The sequence below is a fragment of the Marinobacter shunpengi genome, from assembly GCF_045449695.1.
Classification (GTDB): Bacteria; Pseudomonadota; Gammaproteobacteria; order Pseudomonadales; family Oleiphilaceae; genus Marinobacter.
This window is the reverse complement of record NZ_JBJJKZ010000014.1, coordinates 21,451-43,698: the sequence shown is the minus strand read 5'-3', so window position 1 is coordinate 43,698 and position 22,248 is coordinate 21,451. Positions and strand designations below refer to the sequence as shown.

Annotated in this window: 18 protein-coding genes; 2 read left to right on the top strand and 16 right to left on the bottom strand. The window is 62.1% G+C overall.

All coding sequences use genetic code 11. The features are described from left to right. Nucleotides 1-26 precede the first annotated feature (26 nt). Nucleotides 27-254 (top strand): hypothetical protein, encoded by a 228-nt coding sequence (locus tag ACJO2E_RS12275; protein WP_406964178.1) that lies wholly within the window; start codon nucleotides 27-29, stop codon nucleotides 252-254. A gap of 81 nt (nucleotides 255-335) precedes the next feature. Here the strand turns inward: ACJO2E_RS12275 and ACJO2E_RS12270 are convergent, their stop codons facing one another. The 5 genes from ACJO2E_RS12270 to cysM all read right to left on the bottom strand — a co-directional run bounded on the left by ACJO2E_RS12270 (nucleotide 336) and on the right by cysM (nucleotide 6,248). Continuing rightward, entirely contained in the window at nucleotides 336-680 is a 345-nt protein-coding gene (locus tag ACJO2E_RS12270; protein WP_328185410.1) for a pilin assembly protein, read from the bottom strand. 192 nt (nucleotides 681-872) lie between these two features. Next, on the bottom strand, nucleotides 873-1,718 hold the full coding sequence (gene mazG, locus ACJO2E_RS12265; RefSeq protein ID WP_406964177.1) for a nucleoside triphosphate pyrophosphohydrolase: 846 nt from the start codon (nucleotides 1,716-1,718) through the stop codon (nucleotides 873-875). Next, nucleotides 1,715-3,952, bottom strand: coding sequence for a GTP diphosphokinase (relA, locus tag ACJO2E_RS12260; RefSeq protein ID WP_406964176.1), 2,238 nt, complete (start codon nucleotides 3,950-3,952; stop codon nucleotides 1,715-1,717). Before relA ends, mazG begins: the two co-directional genes overlap by 4 nt. Before the next feature lie 42 nt (nucleotides 3,953-3,994). Then, a complete protein-coding gene (gene rlmD, locus ACJO2E_RS12255) occupies nucleotides 3,995-5,326 on the bottom strand; it encodes a 23S rRNA (uracil(1939)-C(5))-methyltransferase RlmD (protein ID WP_406964175.1) in 1,332 nt (443 codons plus the stop codon). A 28-nt stretch (nucleotides 5,327-5,354) separates the two neighbouring features. Continuing rightward, entirely contained in the window at nucleotides 5,355-6,248 is an 894-nt protein-coding gene (cysM, locus tag ACJO2E_RS12250; protein WP_406964174.1) for a cysteine synthase CysM, read from the bottom strand. A gap of 480 nt (nucleotides 6,249-6,728) precedes the next feature. Between cysM and ACJO2E_RS12245 the strand changes: the two genes are divergently transcribed. Further along, complete coding sequence (locus ACJO2E_RS12245) at nucleotides 6,729-9,620, top strand: ATP-binding protein (protein WP_406964173.1); 2,892 nt, start codon at nucleotides 6,729-6,731, stop codon at nucleotides 9,618-9,620. Nucleotides 9,621-9,811: 191 nt separating this feature from the next. Here the strand turns inward: ACJO2E_RS12245 and pdxJ are convergent, their stop codons facing one another. From pdxJ to ACJO2E_RS12190, 11 genes are all read right to left on the bottom strand, one after another. Further along, nucleotides 9,812-10,546: a pyridoxine 5'-phosphate synthase gene (gene pdxJ, locus ACJO2E_RS12240; protein ID WP_406964172.1), complete on the bottom strand. Its 735-nt coding sequence runs from the start codon at nucleotides 10,544-10,546 to the stop codon at nucleotides 9,812-9,814. A 13-nt stretch (nucleotides 10,547-10,559) separates the two neighbouring features. Next, a complete protein-coding gene (recO, locus tag ACJO2E_RS12235; RefSeq protein WP_406964171.1) occupies nucleotides 10,560-11,279 on the bottom strand; it encodes a DNA repair protein RecO in 720 nt (239 codons plus the stop codon). 7 nt (nucleotides 11,280-11,286) lie between these two features. Next, on the bottom strand, nucleotides 11,287-12,204 hold the full coding sequence (era, locus tag ACJO2E_RS12230) for a GTPase Era (protein ID WP_406964170.1): 918 nt from the start codon (nucleotides 12,202-12,204) through the stop codon (nucleotides 11,287-11,289). Next, nucleotides 12,201-12,893 (bottom strand): ribonuclease III, encoded by a 693-nt coding sequence (gene rnc / locus ACJO2E_RS12225; protein ID WP_406964169.1) that lies wholly within the window; start codon nucleotides 12,891-12,893, stop codon nucleotides 12,201-12,203. Before rnc ends, era begins: the two co-directional genes overlap by 4 nt. Then, a complete protein-coding gene (locus ACJO2E_RS12220) occupies nucleotides 12,890-13,264 on the bottom strand; it encodes a DUF4845 domain-containing protein (protein ID WP_406964168.1) in 375 nt (124 codons plus the stop codon). The genes rnc and ACJO2E_RS12220 overlap by 4 nt, the downstream gene beginning before the upstream one ends. Before the next feature lie 39 nt (nucleotides 13,265-13,303). Further along, nucleotides 13,304-14,140 (bottom strand): signal peptidase I, encoded by an 837-nt coding sequence (gene lepB, locus ACJO2E_RS12215; RefSeq protein WP_406964167.1) that lies wholly within the window; start codon nucleotides 14,138-14,140, stop codon nucleotides 13,304-13,306. Nucleotides 14,141-14,151: 11 nt separating this feature from the next. Next, entirely contained in the window at nucleotides 14,152-15,954 is a 1,803-nt protein-coding gene (gene lepA, locus ACJO2E_RS12210) for a translation elongation factor 4 (RefSeq protein ID WP_406964166.1), read from the bottom strand. A gap of 213 nt (nucleotides 15,955-16,167) precedes the next feature. Further along, complete coding sequence (locus ACJO2E_RS12205; RefSeq protein WP_406964165.1) at nucleotides 16,168-18,891, bottom strand: bifunctional diguanylate cyclase/phosphodiesterase; 2,724 nt, start codon at nucleotides 18,889-18,891, stop codon at nucleotides 16,168-16,170. Nucleotides 18,892-19,162: 271 nt separating this feature from the next. Then, on the bottom strand, nucleotides 19,163-20,596 hold the full coding sequence (locus ACJO2E_RS12200; protein ID WP_406964164.1) for a DegQ family serine endoprotease: 1,434 nt from the start codon (nucleotides 20,594-20,596) through the stop codon (nucleotides 19,163-19,165). Between the two features lie 146 nt (nucleotides 20,597-20,742). Next, nucleotides 20,743-21,186 (bottom strand): SoxR reducing system RseC family protein, encoded by a 444-nt coding sequence (locus tag ACJO2E_RS12195; protein ID WP_406964163.1) that lies wholly within the window; start codon nucleotides 21,184-21,186, stop codon nucleotides 20,743-20,745. A 10-nt stretch (nucleotides 21,187-21,196) separates the two neighbouring features. Further along, entirely contained in the window at nucleotides 21,197-22,216 is a 1,020-nt protein-coding gene (locus tag ACJO2E_RS12190) for a MucB/RseB C-terminal domain-containing protein (RefSeq protein ID WP_406964162.1), read from the bottom strand. Between the last annotated feature and the right edge of the window lie 32 nt (nucleotides 22,217-22,248).

The following is a 22,248-nucleotide window of genomic DNA, read 5'->3' as shown; positions in this document are numbered from 1 at the left end:
CACACCAGGGGTTAAAAGGAGATTCCATGAAAGTAACCGACCTTCCCAAGCACTGGCAGGAAGAAAAGAAACCCGCCGACCGTACCCATGACTACAATCTGAGACTGCCGCTGGAAGACGCGGCACGGGTGGCTGCCCTGGCGGAGATGTACCCGGACCGCAGTGAGGCGGATATCCTCAACGACATGATTGCCGCGGCGCTGGATGATCTGGCGGAGAGTACGCCGCTGAAGGAGAAGCTGAAGCGGTCTTGAGGTGTAGCCCCTCTCCCTCCGGAGGGAGAGGGGCTGTTCTGAGCGAGCCTTGGGGGGAGCCCCGGCTTCTACTTGCCGGTATCAGGCCACCGACACCAGCTGTCGGTGCTTGAGATCTTCCATGTGCTTCTGGCTCAGGGCCACGAACCGGGGTGTCAGGCCCACGTCCTCGTAGATCTCGAAACCGTCTTCGTCGTAGGCCACCACCTTGTCGCCTTCCACGTAGGGGAAGGAGGTTTCCAGCTCATCAAGGGCGGCGGAAATAAGGTCCCGCATCAGGTCCTGGGGAGACTTCATCGGGTAGAGGGCAGCAAGTCGCGACAGTTCCTCGTGGTGGCTGTCGGCCAGCTTGACGTAATAGGCGTCCCGGGTCAGACGACCCTTGGCGTGTTTATCCCAATGACTAACCAGATCGCGGATCTTCATATGCTTCGACTCCTGCCTTCGACTGCGCCCGATCAAATTGGTGGCTGAGGGCGGGAGAGTCCGGTTTCAGGCCCCCTGGCCTGGGAACTCCCCTTACCCCGCAGTGTAGTTGAATGGTGCAGAATACAAGCGTTGAAATCGGTAAAGATTTGTACCTATTTGCGGGTTTTGCGTATCAGATCGCCCATGGCCTTACGAGCGCTCCACACCCTTGACGCGGTTCCAGATCTCATCGAGGGCCTCCAGGGATTCGTCATCCATGTCCCTGCCCTGCTCCCGCAGTATGCCCTCAATGGCACGGAAGCGGGCCTCGAACTTGCGGTTGGTCCGCCGCAACGCCTGTTCCGGGTTAACCTTCAGGAACCGCGCCAGGTTGACACAGACGAACATCAGGTCGCCCAGCTCATCCTCCACCTCATCCCGGGCGGCGGGGTCCTGCTGAGCGTTCTGCCAGGCCACTTTTAACTCGGCGATTTCCTCCTGCAGCTTGTCGAACACCGGTTCGATATCCGGCCAGTCAAAGCCGTGGCGGGAGGCGCGGCGCTGCAGCTTGTCCGCCCGTGTCAGGGCCGGCAGGGAGGCGGGGATGTCGTCGAGCCGGCTGGCCGGTTGCGCGGGTCTGGTCTCGCCTTTTTCCGCCCGCTCCTCGGCCTTGATCCGTTCCCAGCTCGCCGCGATCCATTCATCGGTGGGCCGGTTGTCGGGATCCACCCGGCTTTCCAGGGTGCCTTCGGGGAATACGTGGGGGTGCCGGCGCAGCAGTTTGCGCACCAGGGTGTGTACCACGGCATCAAAATTGAACAGATCCTGTTCCTGGCCCAGTTGCGAATAGAAGATCACCTGGAACAACAGGTCCCCCAGTTCCTCCTTCAGGTGGGCATAGTCCTCCCGCTCGATGGTGTCGGCCACTTCATGGGCCTCTTCCAGGGTGTGGGGCACGATGGTGCGGAAGGTCTGTTTGGTGTCCCAGGGGCAGCCGGTGTCCGGGTCCCGCAGTCGGGCCATCAGGGTCTTCAGGTCCTCGATGCTGTAATTCATGACCGTTTGCGCCTTACCTCGATGATGTTGGGCAGGTTGCGGATCTGGGCCAGCAGCCGGGCCAGTTGCTCCAGGCTGTGAATTTCCACGGTGACCAGCATGGTGGCGGTATTATCGTCCACATTGGACAGGGTGTTCAGGGACAGCACGTTGCTCCGGGACGCGGTCAGCACCTGGGTGATGTCCCGCAGCAGGCCGTAGCGGTCATAGGCCTCGATCTCGATATCCACCGGATAGGTGGCCTCGGGCCGTCCACCCCAGCTGACCTCGATAATCCGGTTGGGCTCGTACTCCTTGTGGTGCAAAAAGGTCAGGCAGTCCTGACGGTGCACGGTGACCCCCCGGCCCACAGTGATATAGCCCCCGATGGCGTCCCCGGGCAGCGGCTTGCAGCACTTGGCCACCTGGGTCTTGAGCTTGCCCACGCCGCGGATCTGGATGTCCGAGTCGGTGTCGTACTTGCGGTTGCGGCTGCCCAGCAACTTGAGGTCAAGCTGCTTCTCCCGGGGTTCCAGCATCTCCTGGCCGACGTTGGCCACGTGGGTGGGACGCAGGTCGCCAGCACCGATGGCGGCGAACATGTCATCCGCCGCCGGGTAGTTCACCTTGCGGGCCAGTTCGTTCAGGTCCAGGTCGTAGATGGACAGGCGCTTGAACTCGTCCTCCAGGATCGCCCGCCCGTCCGCGATGTTCCGGCCCCGGTCCTGCTGCTTGAACCAGTGGGTGACCTTCGCCCGTGCCCGGGGCGTCTGGATGTACCCCAGACTGGGATTGAGCCAGTCCCGGCTCGGCGCCTGGTTGTTGGAGGTGAGGATGTACACCTGGTCCCCGGTCTGCAACGGATAGGTCAACGGCACGATGCGGCCATTGACCCGGGCACCCCGGCAGGCATGCCCCACCTCGGTATGCACCCGGTAGGCAAAGTCCACCGGTGTGGCCCCCTGGGGCAGGTCCACCACGTGGCCCTCTGGGGTGAACACGTAGACCCGGTCCGAGGCGATATCGCCGGTGAGGTGGTCCTCCAGCCCGGACAGGTCACCCAGATCCTCCTGCCACTCCAGCACCTGGCGCAGCCAGTTGATCTTGGCCTCGTAGCCGGTGGAGCGATTGCCGGTATCGGTGCCCTTATAGAGCCAGTGGGCACAGACTCCCAGTTCCGCTTCCTCGTGCATCTTGTGGGTGCGGATCTGCACCTCCATAACCTTGCCCCCGGGCCCGATCACGGCGGTGTGGAGCGACTGGTAACCGTTCTCCTTGGGGTTGGCGATGTAGTCGTCGAACTCGTTGGGAATATGCCGCCAGAGGCTATGCACAATGCCCAGGGCGGCGTAGCAGTCCCGCATTTCAGGCACCAGCAGGCGCACGGCGCGGACGTCGTAGACCTGGGAGAAGTCGATGCCCTTGCGCCGCATCTTCCGCCAGATGCTGTAGATATGCTTGGCCCGGCCCGACAGCTCAGCGTTGATACCGGAGCGGCGCAATTCGTCCCCCAGTTCCCGGAGTACTTTCTGGATGTAACCCTCACGGTCCAGTCGCTTCTCGTCGAGCTGCTTGGCGATCTTCTTGTAGGCGGTCTCGTGCAGATAACGGAAGGACAGATCCTCCAGCTCCCACTTGATGTGACCGATACCCAGCCGGTGCGCCAGCGGTGCATAGATGTCGAACACCTCCCGGGCTACCCGCATGCGTTTCTCGTAGGCAGTATCCTTCACCGCCCGCAGGGCGCAGGTCCGCTCCGCCAGCTTGATCAGCGCCACCCGGACATCGTCGATCATGGTGACCAGCATCTTTCGGACGTTGTCCAGCTGGCCCTCGGTCTGGCCCAGCACATTGCCCTTGAGGGGGTGATGGATAGCGGAAATGGCAGCCATCTGGGCCACGCCCTCGATCAGGCCGGCCACTTCGTCGCCGAACTCTTTCTGGATCTCCTCCAGACCAATACGACCCTCCCGGACCGCCCGGTAGAGGATGGCGGCCACCAGGCTGGCCTGGTCCAGGTGCAGCTCCACCAGCACCTGGGCCATCTCGATGCCAGTCCGGAAACTGCTGGCGCCAGGGGCCCAGAGGCGGTCTTCCTGCACGGCACGGCGGTCGATCTCGGCACTGAGCTCACAGGCCCGGCGGAACTGGTCCGGGTTCTCCAGGCGGGTCTGGGCCGCGATATGGCGTACCCAGCCTTCGATATCCACCTGTCCGTCCGCGGTAACCGCGTAGTCTTCCCGTACTTTTACCATGCTGTTGCTGCCGTTTGTGTCCGAACAAAAGCCCGCCGCTGGTCAGTCCCTCTCGAACAGCGCGATGGACTCCACATGGGTGGTGTGGGGGAACATATCCATCACACCCGCCTGCTTCAGGCGATACCCCTTGCTGACGATCACCCCCGCATCCCGTGCCAGGGTGGCGGGGTTGCAGGAAACATAGACGATTCTCCGGGCACCGAAAGCAGTCAGGTGCTCACAGATCTCCTGGGCGCCGGACCGGGGCGGATCAATCAGAATGCGATCAAAGCCCTCCGAGGCCCAGCTCTCACGGGTGAAGTCCCCCTGCAGGTTGGCGCCGTGGAAGGTGACATTGTCCAGCCCGTTGCGTTCAGCATTTTCCCGCCCCCGTACCACCATGGCATCGTCGCCTTCCACGCCTACCACCTGGCCGGCCTTGCGGGCCAGTGGCAGGGTGAAGTTGCCCAGGCCGCAGAACAGATCCAGCACCCGCTCGCCAGGCTGCACATCCAGCCACTCGATGGCCCGGTGTACCATGCGCTGGTTGATGTCAGCATTGACCTGGGTGAAATCCATGGGATGGAAGCTCATGGTCAGGTCGAATTCCGGCAGCCGGTAGCTCAACCGTTCCTCGCCGCCGTCCGGCCAGATCCGGTGGACCGTATCCGGCCCCTTCGGCTGCAGGTAGATATGCAAGTCATGGGCCTTGCCGAATGCCACCAGCGCCTCGCGATCCGATTCGCTCAGGGGAATCATGTTGCGGAAAATCATGGCGGCGTCATCGTCGCCACAGGCCACTTCCACCTGGGCGATGTGCTGGTAGGCCTCCAGCCCATAGAGCAGGACACGAAGGTCGTCAATGCGGTCACCGATGCGAGGGTCCAGCACCACGCAGCGGTTGATGTCCGCCAGGAAGCTGTTGCGCTTCTCCCGGAAACCCACCAGCACCGAATCCCGCTTGACCACGAACCGCACCCCCAGCCGCGCCTTGCGGCGATAGCCCAGGGAGGGCGAGCGCATGGGCTCGATCCACTGCTCCGGCTCGATGCCCCCGAAATGGGCAAAGTGTTCCCGCAGGGTGTTCTCCTTGAACCGGATCTGGGCATCCGGCGCCATGTGCTGCAGGCTGCAGCCGCCACAGAGGTCGGCGAAATCACAGGGCGGTTCGGTCCGCTCCGGTGACGCCTCCAGCACCTCTTCGGTACGCAGCTCATCAAACTTGCTGCGGGTGGAGATCATCTTCGCCATCACCCGCTCGCCGGGCAGGGCACCGTCCACGAATCGGGTCTTGCCCTCCTCGCGGGCGATGCCGCGCCCATCGTGACTGAACGCCTCAATGGCACACGGCAGCGGTTCCCTGGGCAGGGGTTTCCTGCGTCTACGACTCATACACAATGTCTCTGGTAGGAAAATACAGTCAGGCGCCCGGAAACACCCCGGTGGAGAGATAGCGGTCGCCACGGTCACAGATAATGGCCACGATCACCGCGTTTTCAACCTGCTCCGACAGCTTGAGGGCGGCCGCGATGGACCCGCCGGAAGACACTCCGCAGAAGATACCCTCTTCCCGGGCCAGGGCCCGCATGGTGTTCTCGGCATCCTCCTGGCTGACATCCAGCACCTCGTCCACCCGTGAGGCATCGTAGATCTTCGGCAGGTATTCCTCGGGCCAGCGGCGGATACCGGGGATGGACGAGCCTTCCTTCGGTTGCAGGCCGATGATGCGGATATCCGGGTTGCATTCCTTCAGGTACCGGGACACGCCCATGATGGTGCCGGTGGTGCCCATGGAGCTGACGAAGTGGGTGATATGGCCCTGGGTCTGTTCCCAGATCTCCGGCCCTGTGGTCCGGTAGTGGGACAGCGGGTTGTCCTGGTTTGCAAACTGGTCGAGTACCAGCCCTTCCCCCTGTTCCTGCATGCGGGACGCCAGGTCGCGGGCGCCTTCCATGCCCTCCTCCTTCGATACGGTAATGATCTCGGCACCATAGGCCCGCATGGAGGCCCGGCGTTCCTCGCTCATGTTGGCGGGCATGATCAGCTTCATGCGGTACCCCTTGATGGCCGCTGCCATGGCCAGCGCGATACCGGTGTTGCCACTGGTGGCCTCGATCAGGGTATCCCCCGGTCGGATATCCCCCCGCTGTTCCGCCTCCTGGATCATGCTGATGGCGGGGCGGTCCTTGACCGAACCGGCAGGATTATTGCCCTCCAGCTTGGCCAGGATGACATTGCTGGTATCACCGGGCAGTCTCTGCAACCGGACCAGCGGGGTATGGCCGACGTAGTCCTCGATGGTGGGGAAATGCATGGCGTGGGTGCTCCTCGTCGAGATGGGCTGCACAGCTTTTCAAAACGCTTATGTTACACTTGAGGCGTTTTTGAGACAGTTTTGAGTTGTTAAGTTCAACAGGTTGTTAAGTTCAACAGATTGTCAGGACGGTTTCGATGGTCCTGTTGCCCCACCTGGCTGGTTCGTTAACGTGCAGGGGCACCAGGGTGCACATCATACGCATAACCAGGCAACTCGCCCAATACAGGTTCCCGCTATAACCATTGCCGTGGGCTATAAGAAAAAAGCGGCCGGCCACTTCAGGGTGGGAACGCCAAGGACCGGCAGGCGAAATCGCGCTTGGCGAGAGCGTCCCACTTTGAGGCCATTTTGACGGTCATTTGAGGCGCATAGTGGTTCTATGTAACGAAAATGAGCGCTCAAAAGGGGCCAAAGTGGGGCGGTCGCAGCGGCGGGTGACCATAAACCAGGGATCGGACAAGGGGTAGGCACAGACGTATGCGTCGTTGGGGTATTCGCAAAAAAGTCCTGGTGGTAACGCTGGTTCCCACCCTGGTTACCACCGTCCTGCTAGGGGTGTTCTTCTCCTGGAGCTGGGTGCAGAACATCAACCAGTTGCTGGACGACCGGGGCGATTCCCTGTCCCGCCAGTTATCCGCGGCTGCCGAGTACGGCATGTTCACCTCCAACCGCAGCCTGTTGAGCAGCCTGTCCAACGCCCTGCTGGAAGAGCAGGACGTGCGCTCCATCACCTTCTACAACGCCCGCCGGGAGCGGCTGCTTCACACCGGCCCGGCCACCAGCTTTAAAACGCCGGACCAGTTCCCGGACGGCTCGTCGGTGGCCCGCTGGACAGCCTCGGACACCACGGTATTCATGTCGCCGGTCTACCTGCAGGACCTGATGCTGGACAACCTGCTGGACCTGGAGTCGGGAGCCACCACGGCCTCCGACGATATGGAACCCATCGGCTGGGCTGCTGTGGAAATGTCCCACGTGCGCACCGAGAAGGAAACCTGGAAGGCACTGTTTATTTCCCTGCTGGTGATCGTGGCCGGCGTGCTGCTCAGCCTGGCCATCGCCCTGCGCCTGAGCCGGTCCTTCACCCACCCGGTGTTCGAACTCAACCGAGCCGTGGCCCGCCTCAAGGAAGGCCACCTGGATACCCGTGTCTACACCAGCGCGGGTCCGGAGTTCGAACAACTGGAATCCGGCCTGAACGACATGGCGGCAGAGCTGAGCAAGGCCCAGGCGGAGATGCAGCAGAACATCGACCAGGCCACCGAGGACCTGCGGGAAACCCTGGAAACCATTGAGATCCAGAACATCGAACTGGATTTCGCCCGCAAGGACGCCCTGGAAGCCAGCCGCATCAAGTCGGAATTCCTGGCCAACATGTCCCACGAGATCCGCACGCCGCTGAACGGCATCATCGGTTTTACCGAGTTGCTGCTGAAGGGGCCACTGCAGAAGCAGCAGGCGGAACATCTGAACACCATCCGCAAGTCCTCGGAAATCCTGCTGACCATCATCAACGACATCCTGGACTTCTCCAAGATCGAGGCCGGCAAGCTGATCCTCGACCGGGTGCCTTTCCACCTGCGGGAGATCGTGGAGGAGGTCATGGTGATGCTGGCGCCGGCGGCCCATGGCAAGAACCTGGACCTGGTGCACCTGGTCTACGCCGATGTACCCAACAACATGATGGGCGACCCGTTGCGGGTAAAGCAGGTGATCACCAACCTGGTAAACAACGCCATCAAGTTCACCCAGACCGGCGAGGTGGTGCTGCGGGCCAGCCTGGAAGAGGAAGACACGGAGAACAACGAGGTCACCCTGCGCATCAGCATTTCCGACTCCGGCGTCGGCCTGTCCCGTGCACAGCAGCAGTCGCTGTTCAACGCCTTCAGCCAGGCAGACGCCTCCACCGCCCGCCAGTACGGCGGCACCGGCCTCGGGCTGGTGATCTCCAAGCGCCTGGTGGAGGAAATGGGCGGCAATATCGGCCTGGAGAGCGAACTGGGCAAGGGCTCCACCTTCTGGTTCACCCTGACCACCGAACTGTCCACGGGCACTGAGGCGCCCCTGCCCCACGATGCCCTGCGCGGCGAACGGATCATCTACCTGGAACAGCAGAAGACCACTGGCCTGGCGGTGGAACACATCCTCCGGGACTGGGGCATCGACGTTACCCGGGTCAACTCCCCGGTGGAGGTGCTGGAGCATGTGGAAGAGGCCCAGCAGAAGCAGTCCGGCTACGCCGTGGCCATTGTGGGAATTACCCGGCACCTGCTCAATTCCAGCCAGTACCGGGAACTGATCCGCAGCCTGGAGGTAGACCGGGACTGCCGCACACTGCTGCTGACACCGACCCTGGAGTCCCACGATACCATCCTCACCGGGATGGCCAGCAGCCACATGATCAAACCCATCTGTCGCGAGCCGCTGTATGATGAGTTGCTGATGCTGGTCCACGGCATTGAGACCCGCAACGAGCGGAGCCCCCGGGAGCGGACGAAAGGCGCCCTGCCGCCACCCGGTGGTGCCGCCTCGAACCTGCCGAGGGTGATGGCGGTAGACGACAACGAGGCCAACCTGAAGCTGGTACTGACGCTCCTGAAGGATTGCGGCATTGCCGCCGAGGGTGCGGCCAGCGGCTTCGAGGCCCTGAGCAAGGCCCGCAACCAGAGCTTTGACGCCATCTTCATGGACCTGCAGATGCCGGGTATGGACGGCGTGGAAACCACCGCCCGGCTGCGGGGACTGGACAACAACCATCACCGCACCGCCATTATCGCGCTGACCGCCCACGCCCTGGCGGACGAGCAGGAACGGTTGATGCAACAGGGCTTCGACGGTTACCTGGCGAAGCCGGTCAACAGTAGCCAGCTCATGGAAACCCTGTCCGATTTCACCGGCTACCACCCCCCGGAACAGCCGGAGGAGGAGGAAACCCGTGGTGTCGCTGAATTCCGCGACACCCGGCGGCCACTGCGCCCTTCTACCCGTCGCCGCCAGAAACCGGTGGTGGATGTGGAGGAGAGCATCCGCCTGGCCGCTGGCAAGCCGGATCTGGCGGAAGAGCTGTTCAGCATGTTGCTGGAGCAGCTCCGGCCGGACCAGGAGACCATCAGGGCGAAATGGTCAGAGGAGGATTACGAGGCAGTGCTGGAATGCGTGCACAAACTGCATGGCGCCACCCGCTACTGCGGGGTGCCGGAACTGCGGGACGCCTCGGAACAGTTCGAGACCGCCATCAAACGGCGCTCGGAGGACATGGAGGCCCTGCGCGACAACCTGCTGGCGGCCATGGAGCGGCTGGAAATCTGGGGAAACGAGACGGACTGGCTGGCACTGTTCCGCAACAGTGATCATCTGAATCCCGTTTGATGGTTTGTGATTTCTGGCCCTATGCCTCCAGAACTTGGGCGACCTTCGGCAGTCACCCTTTAGGCTTGCTCAATTGCCCGGGGCCGAGGGGTGGGGGGAGCCTTTCTGCAGGGAAACGTTGTCTGAGCGAAGCGAGTTTGACGTTTTCCGGAAGAAAGGCACCCCCACCCCTCGACCTGACTCCAGAAACCTCAGGCCCGGGCCTGGTCCAGAATCACCCGCATATCCCGAACAGCATCTTTCAGCCCGGTAAAAATAGACCGTGCAATAATCGCATGGCCAATGTTCAGCTCATTGATCCCGGGAATGGCCGCCACCGCCAGGGTATTGTGGTAGTTCAGGCCATGGCCGGCGTTGACCACCAGCCCCTTGCGGCGGGCGTACTCCACTGCCTGCTTCAGGGTCTCCAGGGTGTGGGACTGCTCCGCCGGAGTATCCGCCTCGGCGTACTCACCGGTGTGTAACTCGATCACCGGGGCGCCGCAGCGCACCGCCGCGTCGATCTGTTCGGGGTCCGGGTCGATAAACAGCGATACTTCCGCACCAATCTTCGCCAGACGTTCGCAGGCCCGGGCGACCCGATCCTCATTGCCGGCCACATCCAGCCCCCCCTCAGTGGTCAGTTCCTCGCGCTTCTCCGGCACCAGGCAGACACACTGTGGGCGGACATTCTCGGCAAAGGCCAGCATGGCGTCTGTCACCGCCATTTCCAGGTTCATACGGGTATTGAGGGTCTGACGCATCAACAGCACATCCCGGTCCTGGATGTGACGGCGGTCCTCCCGGGGGTGGATGGTGATGCCATCGGCGCCCGCCTCCTCGGCCACCATGGCTGCCTGGACCGGGTCCGGGAAACGGGTGCCACGGGCCTGGCGCAGGGTGGCCACATGGTCCACATTCACACCCAGCAATACGCGATCTTTCATCTATCAATGCCCCTCAATAGTCAGTGGAACGTCCGCCGGCGAACAGCGCCCGGCTATTAAGCGGCTTGCCCTGTAACAGGAAATCCGTCAGCGCCCGCATCACCTGCTTGGCGGTGCGTCGGGCATCCGCCTCCTCCAGGTTTCCCGCCGCCAGTTTCAGCAATGCCTCGCCAGGCAGCCCCGTGAGACGGGCATGGTCCCCTGGTCCGGCAAGGATGCCATGCTGGGGATCATAGCAGTAGCGACCGCCGGGCTGCACCGGTTCGCCGCTGTCCATGGCAAGCCCCCAGTCAAAACCGTATCCCAGTCCCTCCGCCAGGCGCATTTCGAAACGACGCAGCACCGGCTCCACCTGGTCACCGGCGGTGGACAGGGCTTCCAGGGCATCCAGGTAGGCGGCGAACAGGTCCTGGGCGGGATCGAACGGGGAGAGCAGCTTCTGGAGCAGTTCGTTCAGGTAGAAACCGCTGTAGAGCCCCTTGCCATGGCCGAGTTGCACACCTGGACGGTTGTCCGCGTGGGTCAGGGTCTTCAAGTCCGATCGACCGGTCCAGTCCACCAGCAGGGGCTGGAACGGCTGCAACTGGGCTTTCATGGCACTGCGGGTGCTGTTGGCGCCACGGGCGATAACGCCCACCTTGCCATGATTCAGCGTGAACAGATCCACCAGCAGACTGGTTTCCCGATAGGGTCGCCGGTGGAGAACGTAGGCGGGTTCCTGGCTTACCTGCATGACGGCCTCAGCCGTCGTTCATGCCCAGGCTCTTGAGCGCCCGGTCACTATCGGCCCAGCCGCGTTTGACCTTGACCCAGAGTCGGAGCATCACCTTGCAGTCGAACATCCGTTCCATATCGGCCCGGGCCTCCTGGCCGATCCGGCGCAGACGCTCGCCCTTGTCACCAATGACAATCTTCTTCTGCCCTTCCCGCTCCACCAGGATCAGCGCGGCAATGTGCAGGGTCTTGCCATCGTGCTTGAATTCCTCGATTTCCACCGCTACCGAGTACGGCAGTTCCGCCCCCAACTGACGGGTAATCTTCTCCCGCACCATTTCGGCGGCGACAAACCGCTCGCTGCGGTCGGTGATCTGGTCATCCGGATAGAAATGGACGCTTTGCGGCAGGAAGCGGGCCACCGCCTCTTCCAGTGGTTCCAGGTTCTGGTCCTTCAGGGCGGACAGAGGAATGATCTCGGCAAAGTCCCGTTTGGCCGCCAGCTTTTCCAGCACCGGCAGCAGGGTTTCCCGCTTCTCCACCTGGTCCACCTTGTTGACCGCCAGGATCACCGGGCATTTCAGGTGCGTCAGCTTCTGCAGCACCATCTCATCCGCCGGGGTCCAGTGGTGACGATCCACCACGAACACCACCACATCCACATGTTTCAGTGCCGATGAGGCAGCCCGGTTCATATACCGGTTCAGGGCCCGGGGCTCCTCTTCGTGCATGCCCGGGGTGTCCACATAGATCGCCTGTACCGCCCCCTCAGACTTGATACCGAGGATCTGGTGCCGGGTGGTCTGGGGCTTGCGTGAGGTGATGCTGAGTTTCTGGCCCAGGATATGGTTCAGCAGCGTGGATTTGCCCACATTGGGGCGGCCGACGATGGCCACGAAGCCGCAGCGGCTGTCGGGATCATCAGGCCGGGTCATATCCGTCATTCGTTCGTCTCCACGCCCAGTTGCTGAAGGGCGGCGCGGGCCGCCTGCTGTTCGGCGATCCGCCGGCTGCTGCCCACGCCGGTGGTCTGGCGGTCCAGGGACGGTAACGCACAGGACACATGGAAGGTCTGGGCGTGGGCTTCGCCATCCACGGATATCACGTCATAGCGCGGCAGCGGGAACTGCCGGGACTGAAGGTATTCCTGCAGGCGGGTCTTGGGGTCCTTCTGGGTATCCTGGATATCGAGGCGCTGGAGGCGTTTTTCGAACCAGTGCAGCACCTGCTGCCGGCAGGTGTCGAAACCGCTGTCCAGGTAGATGGCCCCGATGATGGATTCCACCGCATCGGCAAGGATGGAGTCCCGCCGGAAACCGCCGCTTTTCTTTTCCCCCGACCCGAGCCTCAGGTACTGGCCCAGCTCGAACTCGCGGCCGATCTCCGCCAGCGTCACCCCTTTCACCATCCGCGCCCGCAGGCGACTGAGCTGACCTTCCCGGGCCCGCTCGAAGTGGTGATACAGGTGCTCGGCAATGATCATGTTGACCAGCGAGTCACCCAGGAACTCCAGCCGCTCGTTGTTCTGGTTACCAAAGCTGCGATGGGTCAGCGCCAGCATCAGCAGTTCCGGGTCGTGGAAGGTATAACCAATGCGGCGCTGTAATCGGTCCAGGTCGGGTTGGTTTATCACTGTCCTCTCAGCTCATAGAAATGACTGAAGTTGATCACGGCATCCACATTGGACACCACATGGGTGCGAACCTCGTAGTCCAGGCTGATGATCACCAGGTCACCGTCCTTTTCGATGTTGATTTCCTTGGCATCGAAGCCATCCACGTTGTTCACGCTCAGGCGCTTGGTGACCAGGCGCCGGACATCGGCGGGCGTCATCTCGGACAGCCCCTCTTCGCCGTCGAGACCCTCCAGGGCCCCCTTCACAGTGTAGTCATCAAGATAGGCCGGCCCCAACTTGATCACCAGGGTCAGTAAGCTGGCGAAGAACAGCACGGCAATCAGGATGCCCACGGTGGACGCGCCACGCTGGTGGAATGGAGTTTTCATACGCACGTACCTCATAAAAAACGGCGACTCATTCGCCCATCAGTCGATGGTGCCCACCCGGTCGAATGAAGGCAGGCTGGTCAGTGATGGCCACTGCATCCAGATCAGGAATGCCTTGCCAACCACCATCTCATCCGGAACCATACCCCAAAAACGGCTGTCATTACTGTTATCCCGGTTGTCTCCCATCATGAAGTAGTGCCCATCCGGAACAATCCATTCACCCTCACCGGCGCCACCCCGGCTGCCCAGGTTGCGATAGATGTTGTGTTCCACATCCCCGAGCTGCTCTTCCAGCATTTCAAACGGCGGCAGGTGGGCCACGAAACGGGTGGGAACCTCCTCGCCGTTGATGGTGAGGGTCTTGTCGCGATAGCGGATGCGGTCGCCCGGCAGGCCCACCACCCGCTTGATGTAGTTGGTCTTGCCGTCTTCCGGGAAACGGAACACCATGATGTCACCCCGCTCAGGATCACCGATCTCGACAATCTCGGTGCCCAGCACCGGCAGGCGCAGGCCATAGGCGTACTTGTTCACCAGGATGAAATCCCCCACCTCCAGGGTCGGCAGCATCGAGCCGGAAGGAATCTGGAAGGGTTCCACCAGGAACGACCGCAACACCAGGACAATGGCCAGTACCGGGAAGAATGAACGGCTGAGGTCCACCAGGTAGGGTTCCGGGGGGCCGGCCTGCTCGTCCTCATCCACGGTCGGGGCGGAGCCCTCCGGTGCATCGCTTCCGCCGGCGGCCACCACACCACCGGACTCCTGCCAGGCGGCTTCCCGACGCGGCCTGAGGAACAGCCGGTCGCCCAGCCAGATAATGCCGGTGGCAAAGGTCAGTACGACCAGGATCAGCGGAAAGTTTATGTCCATTCAGTAGAACCCTAGTTGTCCACTTTCAGCACCGCCAGGAAGGCTTCCTGGGGTACCTCAACGTTACCAAGCTGCTTCATGCGCTTCTTGCCTTCCTTCTGCTTCTGGAGCAGCTTCTTCTTACGACTGACGTCGCCACCGTAGCACTTGGCGGTTACGTTCTTACGCAGGGCCTTGACCGTCACCCGGGCGACGATCTGGTTACCGATGGCGGCCTGGATGGCAATATCGAACATCTGCCGGGGAATCAGCTCCTTCATCTTGTCGATCAGCGCACGTCCCCGGTAATGGGATTGCTCCCGATGGACGATCAACGCCAGGGCATCCACCCGTTCGCCGTTGATCATCACGTCCAGCCGCACCAGATTGGCCGCCTGGAAACGCTTGAAGTGGTAGTCCAGCGAGGCGAAACCACGGCTGGCGGATTTGATGCGGTCGAAGAAATCGAGCACCACTTCCGCCATGGGGAGTTCGTAGGTCAGTTGCACCTGGTTCGCCAGGAACAGCATATTGGTCTGCACACCGCGCTTTTCCTCGCACAGGGCAATCACGTTGCCCAGGTGCTCCTGGGGCACCAGGATGCTGGCTTCCACGATGGGCTCACGCATTTCCTCAATGGAGCCAATGTCGGGCAGGCTGGACGGATTGGAAACACTGACCGTATCGCCATTGCGGGTCACCACCTCGTAAACCACGGTGGGCGCAGTGGTGATCAGGTCGATATTGTATTCTCGCTCCAGCCGCTCCTGGATGATTTCCATATGGAGCATACCCAGGAAGCCGCACCGGAAACCAAAACCGAGCGCGTCGGAGTTTTCCGGCTCGAAGAACAGCGAGGCATCGTTGAGCGTCAGCTTGGACAGGGCGTCGCGGAATTCCTCGTAATCATCTGAGCTGACCGGGAACAGGCCGGCGTAGACCTGGGGCTTGACCTTCTTGAAGCCCGGTACCGGCAGGGTGTCATCCGCATACTTGTGGGACACGATGGTGTCCCCCACCGGGGCCCCATGAATATCCTTGATGCCGGCCACCACGAAGCCAACCTCACCGGTGCCCAGCTCGCCGGTCTCGGTGGGCTTCGGCGTGAAGATACCCACCTTGTCCGCGTTCCACGCCTTGCCGGTGGACTTGATCTGGATCTTATCGCCCTTGCGCAGCACGCCCTGACGAACACGAACCAGGGAGACAACACCCAGATAGTTGTCGAACCAGGAATCAATGATCAGCGCCTGCAGCGGTGCGTTCTCCTCACCCTGGGGCGGCGGAATCCGCTTGATCAGGTCTTCCAGCACGTCTTCCACGCCCAGGCCGCTCTTGGCGCTGCAGCGCACCGCATCGGTGGCCTCGATGCCGATGATGTCCTCGATCTCCTGGGATACCCGGTCCGGCTCCGCCTGGGGCAGGTCCATCTTGTTCAGTACCGGCACCACTTCCAGACCCTGCTCGATGGCTGTATAGCAGTTGGCCACGGACTGGGCCTCCACGCCCTGCCCGGCATCCACCACCAGCAATGCGCCCTCACAGGCGAACAGGGATCGGGATACCTCGTAGGAAAAGTCCACATGGCCGGGGGTATCGATGAAGTTGAGCTTGTACTCCACCCCGTCCCGGGCCTTGTAGTTCAGGGTAACGCTCTGGGCCTTGATGGTAATGCCCCGTTCCCGCTCAAGGTCCATGGAATCCAGCACCTGCTCCGCCATTTCACGGTCGGTGAGGCCGCCGCAGACCTGGATAAAGCGGTCTGCGAGTGTGGACTTGCCATGGTCGATGTGGGCGATGATCGAGAAGTTGCGGATGCGGCTCAGTTCAGTCACAGACAAATGGTTACCCGTAGAAGACGTCGTCACCCGGAACCCGGCCCCGGACGAAAATCCGGCGGGAGGAGCCCCGGTGGAGAATTTCAGTGCCGGTGCCGGCACACGGGCCGACAATTGCAAAGGCGGGATTTTACCGGTTGTGGGGCCTTATTACCATCAGCGAACCGCCAACCAGTACCCGCAATAACCGAGTCATGGGATATAACCGCGTCATGGGATCAATGCCCTTTCATACTGGTTGACCAGGAAACTGATCAGGGAATCCTCATCCAGGGGATAGCTGAACAGGTTGCCCTGGCACTGGGCGCAGCCGGCCTTCTCCAGGAACTGCAATTGGTGCGGGGTCTCCACTCCCTCCGCCACCACGGTCAGTCGCAACTTGTGGGCCAGGGCAATCACTGCGGAAGCCACGTCGGTGGCGTTGGCATTGTAGGGGATATCCCGAATGAAGCGGTCATCGATCTTCACTGCATCCAGGGGTAACTGCTGCAGGGCCGCCAGGGAGCAGGCACCGCTGCCGAAGTCATCCAGGATAAGCCGGGCGCCGGTATCGTGGAGCGCCCCCAGCAACACCCGCAGCCCCTTGGGGTCCTCGTTGAGCAGGGAAGCAGGCAACTCAAGCTCCAGCCGTTCCGGTACCACGCCGGTTTCGGTGATGACGCGGCGGAACAGGTCCAGGAAGCCGGGATCGGTCACCTGTCTTACGGACAGGTTTACCGCCACCTGCAGCCGCTCAAAGCCCGCCCGCTCCAGGGCCTGGATCTGGATGCAGGCCTGCCGCAGGGCCATTTCGCCCAGGCGGACAATCAGACCGGACTCTTCGGCCAGGCGGATAAACTGGTGGGCGGACACCAGCCCCCGTTCCGGGTGCTGCCAGCGCAGGAAGGCCTCAACCCCGACCACCCGCTGCTCCGCCAGGTCGACCTTGGGCTGGTAATGCAGGACAAAGCGGTCCTCATCCAAGGCATTGGTGAGTTCTTCCTGCTGCAGCAGCCGACGTGCCGCCTGCAGATTCAGTGCCGGAGTGAAGAACTGGTAGTTGTTACGCCCCCGCTCCTTGGCCCGGTACATCGCCAGGTCCGCGTACTTCATGAGCACGCCCGGGTCCTCACTGTCGTAGGGGATCATCGCGACCCCGATACTGACCGTGATTCCCACGTCATGCTCGTTCAGGCGCACGCGCTGACACAGGCGTCGCAGGATGGTCTCCGCCACCTTGGCGGCGGCGTCGGGACCGCTGATCCTCGACAGCAGCACCACAAATTCATCGCCCCCGAGGCGGGCAACGGAGTCCTCTTCCCGGACACAGCCGGTCAGCCACCGGGCCACGTGCTCCAGCAACTGGTCACCGGAATCGTGACCCAGGGTGTCGTTGATACGCTTGAAGCCATCCAGGTCCAGGAACATCAGTGCCGCCGGCTCATCGCTGCGGCGACTGCGACGGACCACATGGGCCAGCCGATCCCGGAACAACTGGCGATTGGCCAGCCCCGTCAGTGGATCATAGAACGCCAGGCGATGCAGCTCGGACTGGGCGGTGCGCAACTGGGTCAGGTCACGCAGACTCAACACCACGCCTTCCACTCCCGGCACCCCCAGCATGGAGGTGAACGAGCCTTCCATCTCACGCCACTCACCGGAGGCGTCACGTACCCGGGCGCGGGTGACCGGCATCTGCTCACCCGGCTTCTCCAGGGCGGCCCGGAACCCGGCCTGCAGCCTAGGCCAGTCGTCGCTGTGGACCCGGGATTCCGAAGGTATGCCACGGGCCTCCTCCGGGTCATAACCCAGGATGGTGTAGCAGGACGGACTGACGTAGGTGGGCCGCCCCTGCTGGTTCATCACCAGGGTGATGTTGCTGGCACCCTCTGTGATGGCCCGGTAGCGACCGGCACTCATCTGGGCCAGCAACCGGGAGCGTATCAGCGCCAGCGCGAAGGCAAACAGCAACAGGCTGACCATAATGCCCGACGCCATGACAATAGCCGGACGCGGATCAGACGCCAGGAAATCAAAGGCCGGTGTCGAACGGGTCTGGATCACCCAGGTACGCCCGCCATATTCGATCTTCTGGGACTTCTCGAAGCTGAAATCCTCGTCCAGGGACCCCAGGTTGGAGCCATACATCTGGGTTTCCCGCCCTATGCTGCCATCATAGATACGCACATCCAGGAACGGCGCAATCAGGCCGACAATACCATCGAGCAGGTTGTTGGTGCGAAAGGCACTGAACACGAACCCCTTGAGCAGGATACGACGTTCTCCGAGGGAGGCCGGCACCTGACCGCCATGGTAGACCGGGTAGTACATCAGGAACCCCGCCTGGTCCTCCGCCAGTTCCTCCTGAACCAGCACCACCTTGCCCGTGACTACCGGACGGGCGGTGTCACGGGCCCGCTCCATGGCCTGCCGGTGAATATCATCCTGGTAGGCATCATAGCCGAACGCCCGGCGATTACGCTCGGTGGCGGGTTCCAGGTAGACGATGGGGTGGAACTCTTCCCTCAGCCCCCGGGGCCGGACCACATAGTCCTCAAACCCCTCGGCATGGAGTTCATCCAGATGCCCCCGCAACTCATTGATGCCAATACGGCGGGTGACACCGATACCCTGGATACCGGGGTAGTAACGGTCGATATTGACCTTGTCGATGTAGGTGTGCCATTCCTCGCGGCTGATCTCGCCCGCCACGGATAGCAGACCGGCACTGCCTGCCAGTACCTGTTCGTAGTTGAGCAGGCGGTCTTCTATGGCGGTTTTGAGCTGGAGGGACTGGGTGTTGAAGCGGCTCTCGGTGCGGTCTTCCACCAGGCGCATGGACAGCACCCACAGGGCAACGGTCACGCCAAGGGCAATCACCAGCACCAGCCACGCCATGCGGGAATATTGGGGGCGCAGGAGATCTTTGAGCGCAATGTCCTTCTTATTGATCATGTCCGGATCCGTTCCCTGGCCATGTCCCTGGTAAAGCCGGCGGAGTGTCCGGGAAGACCCGTCCCGGAGCAACTCCATACATATGCCAGTGTGGCGAAAATGTAACAAAAACGCCAGTAAATGCCCTGGAACCGGACACTCGTGTCGTTATTGCCAACAGGTAAAGCTATCAGAAAAGCCGTCAGCGAAACAGTTCGCCAGAGACAGAAAAACCGCCAACTGTTTCACAGCTGGCGGTTTTTCCGATCCTGGTCCGGGATCTGTCCGGCAATCAGGGACGCATGACCAGATAGGTTGCACGACCCTCGCGAATGATCCGCACCGACACCGCACGGTCGTCCGGCAGATCCTTCACCACATCGCGGAATGTTTCCAGGTTGGTCACCGGCTGACGGTTGAGTTCGGTGATCACGTCATTTCGACGGATACCCGCCTGGAAGGCCGGACCGCGCCCAACACCGGTCACCAGCACCCCACCGGGGATATCCAGGCGACTGGCCAATTGGTCCGGCAAGGGTTCGACCTGCATGCCCAGGGGACCACCGGCAGAGCCTGATGGCTCACCCCGGCTATCATCGGCACCCTCCTCTTCCGGCAGGCGTCCGATTTCCACGTCAATGGTCTGCCGCTCGCCCTGGCGAAGGATTGTCAGTTCCGCGTCGTCACCGACCGGTGTTCGACCGACCATGGGCGGCAGGTCCGATGAGCGTTCGATGGATTCACCTTCATAGGACAACACGATGTCCCCGGCCTCCAGGCCGGCCTGCTGGGCCGGCGAATCCGGCATCACTTCGGCAATCAGCGCACCCCGCGGACGGCTGAGCCCGAACGATTCGGCCAGGTCACGGTTCACCTCCTGGATCAGCACACCCAGCCAGCCCCGGGCAACGCTGCCCTCATCCCGGATCTGGCGGAACACGTTCATGGCGTCATCGATGGGAATGGCGAAGGACACGCCCATAAAACCACCTGACCGGGTATAGATCTGGGAATTGATACCAATGACCTCGCCATCCATGTTGAACAGCGGTCCGCCAGAGTTGCCCGGGTTGATGGCCACATCTGTCTGGATAAAGGGCACATAATTCTCGCTGGGCAGCGACCGGCCAATGGCACTGATAATGCCGGAAGTGACAGTGTAGTCGAAACCGAAGGGTGAGCCGATGGCGAAGACCCACTGCCCCGGTTTCAGCCCGGAGGATTCGCCAATCTTGACCACCGGCAGGGGTTCCTCGTCCTCGATCTTGAGCACTGCCATGTCCGAACGCGGATCGGTACCAATCACCTCCGCCTGCAACTCCCGCCGGTCGTTCAGGCGGACCATGATCTCATCTGCCCCCTCGACCACGTGGTTGTTAGTGAGCACATAACCATCTTCAGACACGATGAAACCGGAACCCATGGAACGGCGAGGCTGCGACGGACCGCCATAGGGGGACTGTGGTCCGCCGAAGAACCGCTGGAAGAAGTCCGGCATCTGTTCCAGTTCACGGTCGCTGAACGGTGATTGCTGACGCCTCGGGTCCGGTTCGGACACGGTGCTGATGTTCACCACGGCGGCTGAGTTTTCCTCCACCAGCCCGGTAAAATCCGGCAGCGAACGTGCGGCAGCGGACTGGGCCGTCAGTGTCAGTAGCGATGCGACCAGAAGGAGTAAAACGGATGGCAGCCAGGCGCGCTGGCCAGGTTGAAACTGTCTTGTCATGGAGGCTCCCTTAACTTGCCGTTTCTACACAACCGGCCCCTGAAAACATGCCGTGCGGCGGGATGATCCTGCCGCTCGATGCCATTTCAGCGACCCGAAATATCTGGTGATGACGTAGAACCGTTTCAAATTAAAAACTGTACAGGTCAGTGCCCCGACTCCAGGGGAATCACCCTCCCCATGACCGGCTGCCAGCGAGCGGCGTGCCGGTGCGAGACCCATCGTGCGAGCCACAGGCCACCGCCCAACCCCACCAGGGCGGCGAGTATTGCCAGCCCGTCTCTGCCGGGCAGCAGGGCGCCGGCCAACCCAGTAGCCACGATCATCAATACCAGGGGAACCGCATAAACCAGCAGCGAGGCCCTGAGCAGCGCCGACTCCTCGATAGCCACGGTCACCTGGTCGCCAGGGCGGGCGTCCAGGGTGTTGAACACACGGATCTGTCGCGACTGCCCGCCACTCATGGTGGCCAGGGCCTTCTGGCCGCAGCCATGACGGGCACTGCAGGACTGGCAGGCACTCTCGCGAATGGTCTGCACCCAGGCTTCATTGCCGCTGACGGAGATCACCGTGCCGGTTTCGTGAATCATGCTCGCCCCATCAGTCCATCAGTGTTCGCGCCAGGGCGTTACTGTCATCCACAGTGACCGATTGCGCCACTCGCATCGCCGTGCGGGGCGGAATCTCACCCACCACCGTGATCAGGAACCGTTCCCGGGCATCCTCCGGGCCCGGATTGGCATAATGCATGTAGATTGTGGTCGCCCCGACACGGGACGCTCCCTGGGGCATGTCCACGCCGCTGGCAGGCTCAACAAACACCGAGAAGGTGGCGAGGCCGTCGGAAAACGACACCGCCTGGCCCCGGTCCGTGCGGGGAGCCGCCGCCGGCATGAACCCCTCCGGCTTCCAGCCCAGGGTCCAGCCATCCATTTCGCCGGGCCTGTCCGACATCGGCAGGTCCGGAGTGACATCCTGGACCTCAACGCCGGACTCAATCACGAACTCCGAATCGGGCAACTCGTTGGTGATCTCCAGCATGGTGAACTGGAAGTGTTCGAGGACGTCCCCTTCCTGGCGCACATGACTCTTGAGTAACAGGCCGGTGTGTTTCTCCATCCACAGGCGGTAGCCGTACCGGTGCTCGTCCCGGGGCTGCAGACCGATCACCACGGTGGGATAACCGGCAATGCGGTCGTCACCCAGCAGTTCCGGCTGATACCAGGCCCCCACCGGCACCCGCTGGCTGGCGAACGCCTCGCCGAAGGGGCCGGAAGGAATCACCTGGTCAAGATGGATGCGGCCATGCTCCGGTAATACGCAAAGCACCTGGTTACCCCGACGCAGGATCTCGCCATTAGCCCCGTCCTGCTGTACCAGGCGCTCCTCCACCCGGCCATCCCGGTAACGGTGGGCAATCATCATGGAACTGACCTGATCGCCACGGGAGTAGACAAAGATCCCCCGGTAGGTGGTCATGTTCAGGGCCGGCCCCAGCTTCAACAGCCAGGCGTCCGCGGTTTCCTGTTCAGCCCCCCGCACGGGCCAGGCGGCAAGCATGGTAACCGCCAGCACCATCATGATCGCGGTATGCGCTGCAACCCGGGCGCGTAGTTTCAAGACACTCCCCTCTGAATAGTGCAACTGCCAGT

What these genes read in the sequence shown, in the direction of transcription:
- ACJO2E_RS12275 (WP_406964178.1), top strand. Translation starts at nt 27, where the DNA reads ATGAAAGTAACCGACCTTCCCAAGCACTGGCAGGAAGAAAAGAAACCC.
- ACJO2E_RS12270 (WP_328185410.1), bottom strand. Translation starts at nt 680, where the DNA reads ATGAAGATCCGCGATCTGGTTAGTCATTGGGATAAACACGCCAAGGGT.
- mazG (WP_406964177.1), bottom strand. Translation starts at nt 1,718, where the DNA reads ATGAATTACAGCATCGAGGACCTGAAGACCCTGATGGCCCGACTGCGG.
- relA (WP_406964176.1), bottom strand. Translation starts at nt 3,952, where the DNA reads ATGGTAAAAGTACGGGAAGACTACGCGGTTACCGCGGACGGACAGGTG.
- rlmD (WP_406964175.1), bottom strand. Translation starts at nt 5,326, where the DNA reads ATGAGTCGTAGACGCAGGAAACCCCTGCCCAGGGAACCGCTGCCGTGT.
- cysM (WP_406964174.1), bottom strand. Translation starts at nt 6,248, where the DNA reads ATGCATTTCCCCACCATCGAGGACTACGTCGGCCATACCCCGCTGGTC.
- ACJO2E_RS12245 (WP_406964173.1), top strand. Translation starts at nt 6,729, where the DNA reads ATGCGTCGTTGGGGTATTCGCAAAAAAGTCCTGGTGGTAACGCTGGTT.
- pdxJ (WP_406964172.1), bottom strand. Translation starts at nt 10,546, where the DNA reads ATGAAAGATCGCGTATTGCTGGGTGTGAATGTGGACCATGTGGCCACC.
- recO (WP_406964171.1), bottom strand. Translation starts at nt 11,279, where the DNA reads ATGCAGGTAAGCCAGGAACCCGCCTACGTTCTCCACCGGCGACCCTAT.
- era (WP_406964170.1), bottom strand. Translation starts at nt 12,204, where the DNA reads ATGACGGATATGACCCGGCCTGATGATCCCGACAGCCGCTGCGGCTTC.
- ACJO2E_RS12220 (WP_406964168.1), bottom strand. Translation starts at nt 13,264, where the DNA reads ATGAAAACTCCATTCCACCAGCGTGGCGCGTCCACCGTGGGCATCCTG.
- lepB (WP_406964167.1), bottom strand. Translation starts at nt 14,140, where the DNA reads ATGGACATAAACTTTCCGCTGATCCTGGTCGTACTGACCTTTGCCACC.
- ACJO2E_RS12205 (WP_406964165.1), bottom strand. Translation starts at nt 18,891, where the DNA reads ATGATCAATAAGAAGGACATTGCGCTCAAAGATCTCCTGCGCCCCCAA.
- ACJO2E_RS12200 (WP_406964164.1), bottom strand. Translation starts at nt 20,596, where the DNA reads ATGACAAGACAGTTTCAACCTGGCCAGCGCGCCTGGCTGCCATCCGTT.
- ACJO2E_RS12195 (WP_406964163.1), bottom strand. Translation starts at nt 21,186, where the DNA reads ATGATTCACGAAACCGGCACGGTGATCTCCGTCAGCGGCAATGAAGCC.